Origin of the sequence: Histophilus somni 2336, assembly GCF_000019405.1 — a bacterium.
GTDB lineage: Bacteria > Pseudomonadota > Gammaproteobacteria > Enterobacterales > Pasteurellaceae > Histophilus > Histophilus somni.
The window spans coordinates 493,160-507,201 of sequence record NC_010519.1 but is presented as its reverse complement, the minus strand read 5'-3'; the positions used below and the strand labels follow the sequence as shown (position 1 = coordinate 507,201).

The following is a 14,042-nucleotide window of genomic DNA, read 5'->3' as shown; positions in this document are numbered from 1 at the left end:
AATAGAGGGATAAAATTATGAGTACTCAAAAAAGTAATAAAATCGGTGTAGTACAACTCACTATACTGACAATGGTAAATATGATGGGTTCAGGCATTATCATGCTACCGACAAAATTAGCTGAAATTGGAACTATCTCAATTGTATCTTGGTTAGTCACAGCTGTTGGTTCAACTGCTTTAGCCTATGCTTTTGCTCAATGTGGTATGTTCAGTAAAAAATCAGGCGGTATGGGTGGTTATGCGGAATATTCTTTCGGTAAAGCCGGTAACTTTATGGCAAACTACACTTATGGGGTTTCTCTAGTCATTGCCAATACTGCGATTGCAATATCCGCCGTTGGATACGGATCAGAGCTATTAAATGTCACTTTATCACCGATATCCATTGCACTATGCACTATATTCACACTATGGTTAGCAACTGTTTTGAATTTTGGTGGAGCAAGAATCACTGGTAACATCAGCTCTTTTACTATCTGGGGAGTAATTATTCCGGTCGTAGGGATTTGTTTAATTGGTTGGTTCTGGTTTAGTGGTGAAATGTATGTCAGTGCTTGGAACCCACATAACGTTCCCACTTTTGAAGCCATCGGCGTATCTATTTCTATGACGTTATGGGCCTTCTTAGGTTTAGAGTCAGCTTGTGCGAATACTGATGTAGTAGAAAATCCTGAAAGAAATGTTCCTATCGCAGTTCTTGGCGGAACATTAGGTGCGGCGGTTATTTATATTGTTTCCACCAACGTAATTGCCGGTATTGTTCCTAATTTGGAACTTGCTAATTCAACAGCACCGTTCGGTTTAGCTTTTGCACATATGTTTGAAGAAACAACAGGTAAAGTGGTAATGGGCTTAATGGTAATGTCCTGCTTCGGTTCATTATTAGGCTGGCAGTTTACCATTGCTCAAGTATTCAAATCTTCAGCCGAAGAAGGATATTTCCCAGCATTCTTCAAAAAAGTGACCAGTAAAAACGCACCTATCATTGGTATGGTTACAATTACTGCAATTCAAAGTTTATTAGCACTGATGACTATCAGTCCATCTTTAAACAAACAATTTAACATCTTGGTAGACTTGGCGGTGGTGACCAACGTAATACCTTATCTGTTATCAATGGCTGCATTAATGGTCTTACTTAAAGTAGAAAAAGTAGCATTAAATAAAGCTAAAATTACCACATTTGTTGCCTTCATCGGTTCGTTATATAGTTTATATGCCTTATACGCAGCAGGTGAGCAAGCTATGCTATACGGATCAATCGTAACATTCATCGGTTGGACGCTATATGGATTTATTTCTTATAAATTTGATATAAAAAAATAAGGTAAAATTACTTATTTTTTCAAGTCAACAAATACAATGACAAAAAGTGCGGTGAATTTCACCGCACTTTTAATTTCTGTTATCATAGCAACAAAATTAACTAACCCATTAAATAATATGCGTATTCCTCGAATTTATCATCCAACCTCTTTAGAAAATCAACAAACCTGTCAATTAAGCGATGATGCGGCAAATCATGTAGGGCGTGTTCTACGCATGCAGGTAGGTGAGCAAATTGAATTATTTGACGGAAGTAACCATATTTACCCAGCCATTATTACTCAAACAAATAAAAAAGCAATTGAAGTTAACATTCTCTCTCGTCAATTGGACAATCGTGAAAGTCCATTATTTATTCATCTAGGTCAAGTGATTTCTCGTGGAGAAAGAATGGAGTTTACTATTCAAAAATCCGTTGAGTTAGGGGTCAACATAATTACGCCATTATGGTCTGAACGTTGTGGAGTAAAACTTGATAAGGATCGTATGGAGAAAAAAATCCAACAATGGCAAAAAATTGCGATTTCCGCTTGTGAACAATGTGGGCGTAATATAGTGCCTGAAATTCGCCCATTAATGAAATTGCAAGATTGGTGTGCTGAACAAGACGGAACCTTAAAGCTTAATCTTCACCCAAGAGCTAAATATACAATTCGTACCTTACCGGAAATTCCCCCACAAGGTGTTCGCTTGTTAATAGGTCCAGAAGGAGGACTTTCTGCACAAGAAATTAGTCAAACAGAAACTCAGGGATTTACTGAAATTTTACTTGGTAAGCGTGTTCTACGTACAGAAACTACCGCACTTAGTGCAATCACCGCATTACAGGTCTGTTTCGGAGATTTGGCAACGTAACAGAAGTACAAACTAAAAGAGCGGTAATTTTACCGCCCTTTTTCGTGCAATCTCCTTAAACTAGGAAATTTCACTCATTTTAACAGGACGCCCTTCATCCAATGATTTTTTCGCTGCAATTGCGATTAATACCGGTTGCAAACCGTCAGTACCGTTTACTAATGTTGGTTTGTCATTCACCACTGAGTCAACAAAGCACGCCATTTCATCAGCAAAAGATTGCATGTAACGTTCTAAGAAGAAATATTTTGGTTTTTCTGCGATGACACCATTCACATTAGATAAAATTGCTGTTGACGGCGTATCATTTGCGGTTTGGATCGCACCTTTAGAACCGAATACTTCTGCACGTTGGTCATAACCATAAACTGCTTTACGGCTATTATCAATCACTGCAATTGCCCCGTTTGCAAGTTTTAAGGTAATAACTGCGGTATCAATATCGCCCGCTTCACCAATTTTCGGATCAACAAGAACACCTCCTGCCGCATACACCTCCGTTACTTCACTGCCGGACAAATAACGCACCATATCAAAATCATGGATTGTCATATCAAATAACATACCGCCGGACACTTTTACATATTCAATTGGCGGTGCATCTGGATCACGAGAAGTGACTCGAATAACGTGGGGTTCACCAATATCACCATTGACTACCGCATTCTTAATTGCTTTGAAATTATGGTCAAAACGGCGGTTAAAACCGACTTGGAATTTAACACCCGCTTTTTCCACTTCTGCTAATACTTGCTGAATACGATCAACATCTGCATCAATTGGTTTTTCACAGAAAATATGTTTACCTGCACGAGCCGCTTCAATAGAAATCGGTGCATGCGTATTAGTGGAAGAACAGACTAAAACAGCATCAATCTCCGCATCTTGTAAAATTAATTTATAGTCTTCATAGACATTCGGAATACCCATTCCATTTGCCCATTCTTTTAATTCTTCAGTAACACGAACATCAGAAATCGCTTTGATTTCAGCACCTTTTACATATTTTGTAATACTTTCTGAGTGTACACGACCAATACGACCTGCACCAATAATACCTACTTTAATCATTTTAAACTCCTGCAACTTCTCTGATATATTGACGACCTTTAATTGCATATTCTAACGGATTTGCAATTGCCGGATCTTGTTCGGCTTCAACAACCATCCAACCTTTATAATCATATTTTTCTAAAATATCAAAAATCGGTTTGAAATCAATTACACCATCTCCTGGCACAGTGAATGTACCTTTAACAACCCCTTCCAAGAAACTAAGATCATTTGCTTTTACTTCCGCCACAACCTCATCACGCACATCTTTTAGGTGAACATGAACAACACGGTGAATATATTTTTCTAATACCTCCAACATAACTTGTTGTGAGCCTTCTGAATAATAAAGGTGACCTGAATCGAATAATAAATACACATCATCATTAGTGATTTCCATGTATTTATCAATTTCTGCGGGTGTTTGAATACCAGTTCCCATATGGTGATGTAAGCATACCTTCATGCCTTTTTCTGCGGCTAATTTTGCAAGCTCATTATAACCTTCCGCTAGCAATTGCCATTCAGCTTCCGTGAAAATAGTTTTCTCTTTGAAAATTGCTTTTTTCTGACCTTGAATACTACGACTTTGCTCAGAGCAACCAATAACCTTAGCGCCCATAGCATGTAAAAAATCACGATGCTCTATAAAACCTTTGATAGTTTCTTCTTTTTTACCATCAACAAAGAATGTACTGAACCATGCGTTACAAATTTGGATACCCCGTAAATCCAGTTTACGTTTCAAAACGTCAATATCACGTGGATATTTACTTCCCACTTCGCTACCGGTGAACCCAGCTAATGCCATTTCACTTACGCACTGTTCAAAAGTATTCTCTTTACCAATTTCCGGTAAATCGTCATTTGTCCAACCAATCGGTGCAATGCCCAATTTTACATTTTCAGCTTTCATACTGTTGTCCTTCTTAAAAAGAATGAATGAATTTCATGATAAATGGGCTCAATATTGAGCCTATCAAGTTAAATTAGTAACGTCTTGCTACCTCAATATGAGCAACAGAATCTTCATAGGCAGCATTAATTTCAGCTTTATTTGACACCTCAGCCACACCAACGTGCCACCAGCTTTCATATCCCTTCGCCATCGTTTTTGGTAAAACCTTAATATCAATTAAAGTAGAAACCTGTTGTTTTTTTGCATCAGCCAAAGCCAATCGTAGCTCTTCTTCGGTAGTTACTTGATAGGTTTTGCAACCGTAAGATGCGGCATTCATAGCAAAATTAACCGGTACAAAGCCCCCATCTAATTTATTGGTATTCTTGTTTCTGAAACGAAATTCCGTTGCAAAACTGTCCATACCATGGCCAATTTGTAAGTTATTGATACAACCGTTTGTCATATTATCGAATAATATTACGTTAATTTTTCTATTTTCTTGAATTGACGTTACCAGTTCAGAATGCAACATCATGTAAGATCCATCACCTAATAAGGCATAAACCTCACGATGAGGCTCCGCAACTTTGACACCTAAAGCCGCGTTGACTTCATAACCCATGCAAGAATAACCATATTCGAGGTGATAGGTATTTTCGCCTTTAGACTGCCAAATACGTTGCAAATCTCCTGGTAAACTACCCGCAGCCCCCACGATGACATCATTTTCACCTAATGTTTCATTTAAAATACCTAACACCCTTGTTTGAGCTAAACAAGATTTGGTCATCTCCATAAATTCAGCATAAACCGCCTCACGATTTAAACGATCATCAATTTCAGGTACAAAATCTTCGGTATAAGTTATATTGTGAACACGCTCTAATTCAGTTTCCAACGCTTTTTTTGCCTGTGCCACTTTATCACCCCATTGGGCTTGATAACCTGTTGTAGCTAAAAGTGCGGTTAATTTTTCTAGCGTTTCTTTGGCATCAGCTGTAACTTGTACACCATCTAACTTATAAGCATCAAAGCGAGCAACGTTGATATTTAAGAATTTCACTTCGTCATTATTGAAAATCCATTTAGATCCCGTCGTAAAATCAGTATATCTTGTACCAATACCAATGACTAAGTCAGCCTCCGGTGCTAATAAATTTGCAGCTACACAACCTGTTACACCTATACCGCCAACATTCAAATAATGCTCAGAAACTACCGCACTTTTACCCGCTTGAGTCTCTGCAAATGGAATATTATAAATTTCAGCAAAGGCTTTTAATTGCTCTGCCGCCTCAGAGTACCGCACTCCACCACCACAAATAATTAGTGGTTTTTTCGCATTTTGAATTAAGGTCAAAGCATCTTGTAGCATCGCTTCCGTTGGAGGTGTACGCTCAATGCGATGAATACGTTTTTGTAAAAAATACTCAGGAAAATCATAAGCTTCAGTCTGAACATCTTGTGGCAATGCAATTGTCACCGCACCGGTTTCTGCTGGATCAGTCAATACACGCATTGCGTTGATACAAGCTGTCATTAATTGTTCAGGACGACTTACACGATCCCAGTATTTACTTACCGCACGAAAAGCATCATTGGTACTAATACTTAAATCATAAGTTTGTTCAATTTGTTGCAACACAGGGTCTGGTTGACGAGTAGCAAAAACATCACCCGGCAATAAAAGAAGTGGAATACGGTTTGCCGTTGCTGTTGCAGCTGCTGTAATCATATTTGCAGCCCCCGGACCAACAGATGAAGTACAGGCATAGATTTGTTTGCGTAATTTTTGCTTCGCAAACCCTATTGCTACGTGAGCCATGCCCTGCTCGTTACGTCCTTGACGCACAATCAATTCGCCACTATCCTGTTCCAGTGCTTGACCTAAACCCAGCACGTTACCATGTCCAAAAATCCCGAAAATGCCTTCAACGAATTTTGTTACCTTTCCATCGAATTCAATATATTGGTTATCAAGAAATTTTACTAATGCTTGAGCTACCGTTAATCTCACTGTCTTCATCATCATCTCCCAAATCAGATAATTGAAATTTGTAGCTATATAATCATATTTTCGTTTCAAATAAAATAAAAATGAAAAATAAATTTCATTTTTGTGGAGCTGATCAAATTTTTCTAACCGCACTTCCCCAACAAACAAAAAAAATAGCAACTATACAATTGCTATTTTTTTCTTGTAACCTTTTGCTTAATTTGCTTTTCTACGGCGTTTTAATGTATCGATTAATACCGCAACAACAATAATCAAACCTTTAATAATTTGTTGCCAATATGGATCAACTCCCAGCATATTTAATCCTTTGTTTGTTGTCCCAATAATTAAAGCACCGATAACGCACATAGGGATTGTACCAATACCACCACTTAGCGATACCCCACCGATCACTGCTGCGGCAATTGCATCAAGCTCCCAAGATAAACCATAAGAGGGGTTACCTGCATAAGTACGAGCTGCTAGTAATGCCCCCACTAATCCAGACAAAGCACCGGCGAAAACATAAACCCAAATCAATGTTTTAGTTGTATTAATACCACAAATTTTTGCTGCGTTTAAATTACCACCAACTGCATAAACGTGACGGCCAAATGTTGAACGGCTCAGTAAAATGTGTGAAGCAATGACAATTACGATATAAACAAGTACTAAACCGGGTAATCCAAAGAAATCAACATCAGAAATCCAAGTAAATGCTTCAGAAGAGGCATCAATTGGACGACCTGAAGAATAAAGTTGAGCACCACCACGGGCAATAATCATCATACCTAAAGTAGCAATAAACGGAGGGATAGAGCCAAAAGCGGTTAAACTACCATTGATAGCCCCCATTGCAGCACCTAATACAATTGAAATCGCAAAAGCAAGTAATGCCGAACTTACTGTATCGCCACCAGTTACGATAGAAGCAGCCACAACAGAAGTCATCGCTACCATTGAACCAGAGGACAAATCAATCCCCGTTGTGATAATAGCAAAGGTTACTCCAATTGCAATGATCCCAAACATAGAAACTTGCTCAATAATACTCCAAACAGTACGAGCGGAAAAGAAACCATCAATTGATGCAGATAATGCTAAAAATAAGGCAATTAAAATAAACACCATTCCATAGGCGTTCAATATTTTTTTAAGCGTAGCATTTGACATAATAAATACCTCGATTGTTATTCTAGGGGAAATCTTTTTATACTTGACCTAAACCGGATGCTAATTCAAGCACCCGTTCTTGAGTCAATTCTTCTTGTGGAATAATTCCGGCTACACGACCTTCGTGCATTACCATCACTCTGTCACTCATCGAAAGCAATTCAAGCATATCTGATGTAATCATGATAATACTCTTACCTTGTTTTGCTAATTCCACCATGAGTTTATAAAGCTCAGCTTTTGCCCCAACATCAATACCTTTTGTTGGTTCATCTAAAATTAAAATATCCGGCTCAAGTAATAACCAACGAGCCAATAAAACTTTTTGCTGATTACCCCCAGATAAATTATTGGTAATGACCTCAACATTTGGTGCTTTAATTTTTAATTTATCTTTTTGAGCATTTGCTGACTTCTGTGCTTTTGTCACCGACACTAAAAAATTTTCCAAGTAAGGGGACATTCTAGGCATAATCATATTGTCAGTAATACTTAAATTTAAAAACAGTCCTGTTAACTTACGATCTTCCGTTACAAAGCCAATTTTGTATTTCATAGCATCTAACGGGGTTTTAATATCGGCTTTTTCGCCGTGAACATAGATTTCACCACTATCAGCCAATTTATAACCAAACAATCCCTCTACAATCTCAGAACGACCTGCACCGACTAGACCGGCAATACCAAAGATTTCTCCTCTACGCACTTGGAAATTAATATCATGATATTTGCCTGCACGAGAGAAGTTTTTAATTTCGAGTACAACCTCATCAGAAATAACAATACGTTCACGTTGGAACATTTCTGACATATCACGACCAACCATCATAGAAATCAATTCATCTTTGGTTACTTCTGAGGTTAGTTTCGTACCTACATATTGACCATCACGAATTACTGTGATTTCATCAGAAACACGGAAAACTTCATCTAATTTATGTGAAATAAAGATAATTGAAATCCCTCTTTGTCTTACCGTTTCAATAATTTTATAAAGCTGTTCAACCTCTACTTCTGTTAATGCCGTTGTCGGTTCGTCCATAATAATTACTTTCGCATCATTAGAAACTGCGGTAGCAATCGCAACCAATTGTGCCTTCGCTACGGAAACATCTGACATTTTAGCGGTTACATCCATCGGAATACCCAATTCATTTAAGATTTCCGCTGTTTTACAATCCATTTCTTTTTGATTTAAAAAGAATTTACCACGAGTAATTTCTCGCCCAAGATAGAAATTATCTGCGATAGTTAAATTACCCGCAGGAGAAATTTCTTGTGGTACCATAGTCAACCCAGTGCGAATAGCATCAATCGGTGCACTCGGTTTAAAAGGCTTATCATCTAAAATTAATTCTCCACCGGCATCCGGCGTATAGATGCCGTAGAGAATTTTCATTAACGTTGATTTACCTGCACCGTTTTCCCCCATTAAGGCATGAATGGTTCCACGCTTGACTTTTAAGTTAATGCCGTCCAATGCTTTAACGCCGGGGAATGTTTTAGATACATTCCGCATATCTAAAATATATGGAGAACGACTCAAATCATTCATTTAGAACTCCTTATTTTTATTGTCGTATTAATAACGGTAATTTCTAACAACAAAGAGCGGTTAATTTTTACTGTTTTCTATCATCTATATTTATCAATATATTGTGCTTTTTTATCCGGTGTAACCAATTCAAAAGGAATAAAGTTCAACTTAGGTACACTTTCACCTTTTGCCGCTTTATACGCTATTTCTGCACTGGTACGCCCTTGACCGGAAGCAGATTGATAAATTGTCGCATCCAAACCTTTACCTAAATACTCTAACGCATCAGGTGTTGCATCTAATCCAACAATCAACATATCCTCGTCTGCAATCCCTTTTTTACGGGCGGCAAGGAGTGCACCGATTGCCATCTCGTCATTATTACTGATCACTACATCAATTTTTTGACTACCTGATAACAAATTTTCTGTAATATCAATTGCTTTTGCTCTATCCCATTTACCTTCCTGTTTACTGATCACCTGAATTTCAGGGTGTTTTCTCAGAATATTTTCATTTCCTTCAGTGCGTTTAATTTGAGCATCCCAACCTAGAGGTCCCATTAAAATAATCGCATTTGCCGGCTTACCTTTTAATTGTTCTACAATAAAGTTTGCCTGCATTTCACCACCAGTAATCTCTTCTGACCCTACGTAACTGGTGATATATTTCATATCCTCATCTTTAGGCTTATTTGTCACCACAACTAACGGAATTTTTGCCTTTTTTGCCTTAACACCAATAGCTTTAATAATATCGCTATCTGTCGGCATAACTAACAAAGCATCTACACCAGAATCAATAAATGTTTCAATATCGCTTAACATTCTTGCCGGATCTGAATTTGCATCAGCATAACGAAAAGTAACATCAGCTTTTTCCTGATCAAATTTCTTCATAGCATCTTGCAAATAGGTAGGATATTTATCTGAAAGACTATACATCGCCACGCCAACGGTTAAATTTTTTGCCGTAACAATGGGGGAAAACAACGACGCTACTCCCAATAAAATAAACAATGATTTTTTGAACATAACTTTGTCTCTAGATGATAACGATCAACATTTGCTCAAGATAAAGGGTAGGTATTACACTACCCTTTGTGTTGGTTAAGAAGCGTCTATTTATATCTTGCTTGATATTCTTCTTTTTTATCCGGAGTAACTAGCTCAAAAGGAACCCATTTAACGCTTGGTACTTTTTCACCTTTAGCCGCTAAATAAGCCATTTCAGCTCCGGTGTAACCTTGACCTTGTGCGGATTGGAATACTGTCGCATCCAAACCTTTACCTAAATACTCTAACGCATCGGGAGTTGCATCTAAACCAACGATAGTAATGTCTTCGTCTTTGATACCTAACTTACGAGTTGCAAGAATTGCACCAATAGCCATTTCATCATTGTTACTCACAATAACGTTAATACCTTTATTCCCCGCCAATACGTTTTCTGCAATAGCTAAACCACGGTCACGTTCCCATCTACCTTCTTGCTTGCTCACTACTTTAATATTCTTGTGCTGAGCAAAAATTTCCTCATTACCTTGAGTACGTTTAGTGACTGCATCTTGCCCCAATGGTCCGAGTAAAATGAGACTCTCTGCATTTTTACCGGCTAGAGTATTGACAATAAAATTACCTTGAATTCGCCCCCCTTCAATTTCATCAGAACCAACAAAGCTGGTTACATATTGCATATGCTCATCATTTGGTTTACGGTTCACCACGATTAAAGGAATGCCCGCTTTTTTTGCTAACACGCCAATACGTTTTACTACTGTCGGATCGGTTGGAACCACAAGTAACGCATCAACATTTTGGTCGATAAAATTCTGAACTAAATTGACTTGAATATTAGGATCGCTATTTGAATCAGCCAATTTGATTTGCACATCATCATGTTTTTCATCAAAATCACGAACGGCATCTTGAAGATAAGTTTGCCATTTATCCGCAAAAGAGTTCATAGGTGCACCAATGACATAATTTTTTGCGATTACAGCTTGAGAGGTTAATAATAGACCGCCACATAACATAGCCAATAATGTTTTCTTCATAAGAACGCTACTCCTGGAAAGTTGAGTTAATCACTATTCTGAAATACAGCTATATTCCACTTGAAGAAATATAAATTCCAAAAATAAAACAATTTGAAATAAATTGTTTAAAACAGTATGTAACATTTATCAAGATACAGAGCAATGATGAAGTTAAAATTTTGTGAACAAGATCTACTTTTTGAGGGAAAAATTTTTAAAAATTAGAGATAAACAACATTTTAAATTTATACCTAAAAAATGCCGAGTCATTCAACTCGACCTTTTTAAATACTTATAAAAGTGCGGTGAAAATTACGCAATTTCTTTCACGTTAACCCAACGTCTTTCTTGGCAAGATTGTGCAATAGCATCTAATACACGAGAAACTTTAAAACCTTCTTCAAAGTCAGGATACATATTATGATTATTCGCTATTCCATTCACTAAATCACGAATTTCAACCGTTTTTTGATCATTAAAACCAATACCATGACCCGCACTTACACAGAAATTTTTATAATCTGCGTGTAACGGACCTGTCAAAATTGTTTTAAAGCCTTGACGAGCTGGATCTTCATCGTGAAGATAGAGTTTTAACTCTGCCATACGTTCTTGTGTGTAGGTAATTGTACCTTTTGTTCCGGTAATTACATAAGTCAATCCCATTTTACGTCCACAAGCAATACGAGACGTTTCAATGGTTCCCATACAACCGTTTGCAAAACGCACCATAGCAGTTGCTTGATCTTCGTTTTCTACCGGTAAACGCTCTGCAAGATTTTGGGGATTTGGGCGTTCTTTAACTACCGTCTCCATATCACCGATCACTTTTTCAATATCGCTACCTACTAAATATTGTGACATTTGCACAATGTGTGCTGCCAAATCACCTAATGCACCAAGTCCTGCTTTTTCACGAACACAATGCCAGTCTAAGGGTGTCGTATCTGATGCTAAATAGTCTTCATTATGCGTACCATAGAAATGGATTACTTCACCAATTTCACCACGCTCAATAATTTCACGAGCAAGTTGTGTAGTCGGATTTTTAATATAATTAAATCCCACAAGGGTTCTGACACCTGCTTTTTTTGCCGCCTCATACATGATTTTTGCATCAACTGCGGTTAATGCTAAGGGTTTTTCAGAATAAACATGTTTACCATTAGCAATAGCGGCTAAAGCAATTTCTTTGTGCAAGAAATTGGGTGTACAAATATCAACAACATCTATATTTGGATCGGATACTACATCTCGCCAGTCACCTGTCGAACGATTAAAACCAAATTCTTGTGCTTTTTGTTGTGCCAGTTCTGGTGTGATTTCAGCTAAATATTCCAAAACCAATTCAGCCTCAAGAGGAAAAACTGTCGGTGCTTGTGCATAAGCAATCGCATGACAACGACCAATATAACCTGTTCCGATTAAACCGACTCGGACTTTTTTCATTTTCATTTCCTTTTCTTGCAAAAGAAGATAGCTAAAAAACTATCTTCTTTACATTAACTTAAATTTTTATTCTGTTGTCTAGTTTATAGGGTTGGCATACTGAATGCTGCTTGTGATGAAAGATCTTTCTCTGGCCAACGTGTTGTTACAGTTTTCATTTTGGTATAAAAACGAACACCGTCTGGACCGTAAGCATTTAATGCACCGTAAGCGGATTCTTTCCATCCCCCGAAACAATGGAATGCCATCGGCACCGGAATTGGCACATTCACGCCCACCATACCTGCTTGTACTTGATATGCAAATTCACGAGCTGCCGCACCATTATTGGTAAAGATTGCTGCACCATTACCGAATTGATGCTCATTAATTAGTTTCATAGCCTCTTGGAAATTTTTCGCACGGACAATGCCTAATACTGGACCAAAAATTTCTTCTTTGTAAATAGTCATATCAGGAGTTACATGGTCAAATAAACACCCTCCAATAAAGAAACCATTCTCGTAACCAGCAGGGAATTTATCACGTCCATCAACCACTAAAGTTGCCCCCTCTGACACACCTATATCTACATAACGTTTTACGTTATCACGATGTTGACGAGTAATTAATGGACCAAAATCATTTTCTTTTTCGCCTTCTTTAGTGAGACCGGGACCATAACGTAATGCCTCTACTTTCGGTTTTAATGCTGCGACTAATTTATCTGCCGTTTCATCATCAATGGTTACTGCTAAAGGTAATGCCATACAGCGTTCACCGGCTGCACCGAATGCCGCACCTAATAGTGCGTTAGCTGTTGCTTCAATATCTACATCAGGCATCACTAAACCGTGATTTTTCGCCGCACCCAGTGCTTGAACACGTTTACCATGTGCCGAACCAATCGCATGAACATGTGCCGCAGCCGTAGTTGAACCCACAAAGCTTACAGCTTTCACTCGAGGATCACGCAATAAAATTTCATTGTCTTGACGATCACCATGCACTACATTAAACACACCATCCGGTAACCCCGCCTCTTTTAATAATTCAGCCAAACGAATAGATAAAGATGGATCGGCTTTCGCCGGTTTTAAGATAAATGTATTACCGCAAGCAAGTGCAATCGGAAACATCCACATTGGAACCATCGCAGGAAAATTAAATGGTGTGATACCTACACAAACTCCTAAAGGTTGCATGGCTGAATGAATATCAATCCCACGACCGGCTTGTTCAGAAAATTCACCTTTTACTAAATGTGGAATGCCACAAGCAAACTCCACAACTTCTAAACCACGAGTTAGTTCACCTTGTGCATCAGAGAAAACTTTACCATGTTCTTCGGTAATTAAACGAGCTAAGTCATCCCAATCACGTTCTAACAATTGCTTAAATTTAAACATTACACGGGCACGACGAAGTGGCGAAGTCGCAGCCCAAGCAGGAAATGCCTTTTGTGCAACTTCAACCGCTTCATTTACCTCTTCTGCAGTACTCATCATTACTTGGCGAATTTGCTCACCCGTGGCTGGATTATAAATAGGCCAAGCTTTAGTACCTTTACTTGCTACTTGTTTACCATTGATAAAGTTCAAAACCGTTTCCATTATTTTCTCCTTAAGTATTTTTGCTCAATCACAAAGCATTTCTTGCTACGTCTTTAGAGTAGATCAATGGAATAAAATTTTCAATTCATTTTATTGAAAACGAAATATTTATTTCATTTT

At 38.0% G+C, this 14,042-nt stretch carries 11 protein-coding genes; 2 read left to right on the top strand and 9 right to left on the bottom strand.

From position 1 onward, the window contains the following. Positions 1-17: 17 nt before the first annotated feature. The gene (gene potE / locus HSM_RS02225; RefSeq protein ID WP_011609720.1) at positions 18-1,328 is read left to right on the top strand and encodes a putrescine-ornithine antiporter; all 1,311 of its coding nucleotides are present in this window, start codon (positions 18-20) and stop codon (positions 1,326-1,328) included. Positions 1,329-1,445: 117 nt separating this feature from the next. Continuing rightward, positions 1,446-2,183, top strand: coding sequence for a 16S rRNA (uracil(1498)-N(3))-methyltransferase (gene rsmE, locus HSM_RS02220; RefSeq protein ID WP_012341277.1), 738 nt, complete (start codon positions 1,446-1,448; stop codon positions 2,181-2,183). 60 nt (positions 2,184-2,243) lie between these two features. On the opposite strand, the gene iolG is transcribed toward rsmE, so the two are convergent. The 9 genes from iolG to HSM_RS02175 all read right to left on the bottom strand — a co-directional run bounded on the left by iolG (position 2,244) and on the right by HSM_RS02175 (position 13,922). After that, on the bottom strand, positions 2,244-3,254 hold the full coding sequence (gene iolG, locus HSM_RS02215) for an inositol 2-dehydrogenase (protein WP_012341276.1): 1,011 nt from the start codon (positions 3,252-3,254) through the stop codon (positions 2,244-2,246). Position 3,255: 1 nt separating this feature from the next. Further along, a complete protein-coding gene (iolE, locus tag HSM_RS02210) occupies positions 3,256-4,152 on the bottom strand; it encodes a myo-inosose-2 dehydratase (protein ID WP_011609723.1) in 897 nt (298 codons plus the stop codon). A 73-nt stretch (positions 4,153-4,225) separates the two neighbouring features. Then, entirely contained in the window at positions 4,226-6,163 is a 1,938-nt protein-coding gene (gene iolD / locus HSM_RS02205) for a 3D-(3,5/4)-trihydroxycyclohexane-1,2-dione acylhydrolase (decyclizing) (RefSeq protein WP_012341275.1), read from the bottom strand. 186 nt (positions 6,164-6,349) lie between these two features. Beyond that, positions 6,350-7,306, bottom strand: a complete 957-nt coding sequence (locus tag HSM_RS02200) for an ABC transporter permease (RefSeq protein WP_012341274.1) — start codon at positions 7,304-7,306, stop codon at positions 6,350-6,352. A 37-nt stretch (positions 7,307-7,343) separates the two neighbouring features. Further along, entirely contained in the window at positions 7,344-8,861 is a 1,518-nt protein-coding gene (locus HSM_RS02195; protein WP_012341273.1) for a sugar ABC transporter ATP-binding protein, read from the bottom strand. 80 nt (positions 8,862-8,941) lie between these two features. After that, a complete protein-coding gene (locus HSM_RS02190; RefSeq protein ID WP_012341272.1) occupies positions 8,942-9,877 on the bottom strand; it encodes a sugar ABC transporter substrate-binding protein in 936 nt (311 codons plus the stop codon). Positions 9,878-9,963: 86 nt separating this feature from the next. Then, complete coding sequence (locus HSM_RS02185) at positions 9,964-10,899, bottom strand: substrate-binding domain-containing protein (protein ID WP_011609728.1); 936 nt, start codon at positions 10,897-10,899, stop codon at positions 9,964-9,966. Positions 10,900-11,193: 294 nt separating this feature from the next. Then, complete coding sequence (locus HSM_RS02180; RefSeq protein ID WP_012341270.1) at positions 11,194-12,330, bottom strand: Gfo/Idh/MocA family protein; 1,137 nt, start codon at positions 12,328-12,330, stop codon at positions 11,194-11,196. 83 nt (positions 12,331-12,413) lie between these two features. After that, entirely contained in the window at positions 12,414-13,922 is a 1,509-nt protein-coding gene (locus HSM_RS02175) for a CoA-acylating methylmalonate-semialdehyde dehydrogenase (protein ID WP_012341269.1), read from the bottom strand. Positions 13,923-14,042: the final 120 nt, after the last annotated feature.

Excerpts from the sequence above, each read along its gene's own strand:
- HSM_RS02185 (WP_011609728.1), bottom strand. The coding sequence starts at position 10,899 with ATGAAGAAAACATTATTGGCTATGTTATGTGGCGGTCTATTATTAACC.
- HSM_RS02190 (WP_012341272.1), bottom strand. The coding sequence starts at position 9,877 with ATGTTCAAAAAATCATTGTTTATTTTATTGGGAGTAGCGTCGTTGTTT.
- HSM_RS02195 (WP_012341273.1), bottom strand. The coding sequence starts at position 8,861 with ATGAATGATTTGAGTCGTTCTCCATATATTTTAGATATGCGGAATGTA.
- HSM_RS02175 (WP_012341269.1), bottom strand. The coding sequence starts at position 13,922 with ATGGAAACGGTTTTGAACTTTATCAATGGTAAACAAGTAGCAAGTAAA.
- HSM_RS02200 (WP_012341274.1), bottom strand. The coding sequence starts at position 7,306 with ATGTCAAATGCTACGCTTAAAAAAATATTGAACGCCTATGGAATGGTG.
- potE (WP_011609720.1), top strand. The coding sequence starts at position 18 with ATGAGTACTCAAAAAAGTAATAAAATCGGTGTAGTACAACTCACTATA.
- iolD (WP_012341275.1), bottom strand. The coding sequence starts at position 6,163 with ATGAAGACAGTGAGATTAACGGTAGCTCAAGCATTAGTAAAATTTCTT.
- iolE (WP_011609723.1), bottom strand. The coding sequence starts at position 4,152 with ATGAAAGCTGAAAATGTAAAATTGGGCATTGCACCGATTGGTTGGACA.
- rsmE (WP_012341277.1), top strand. The coding sequence starts at position 1,446 with ATGCGTATTCCTCGAATTTATCATCCAACCTCTTTAGAAAATCAACAA.
- iolG (WP_012341276.1), bottom strand. The coding sequence starts at position 3,254 with ATGATTAAAGTAGGTATTATTGGTGCAGGTCGTATTGGTCGTGTACAC.
- HSM_RS02180 (WP_012341270.1), bottom strand. The coding sequence starts at position 12,330 with ATGAAAAAAGTCCGAGTCGGTTTAATCGGAACAGGTTATATTGGTCGT.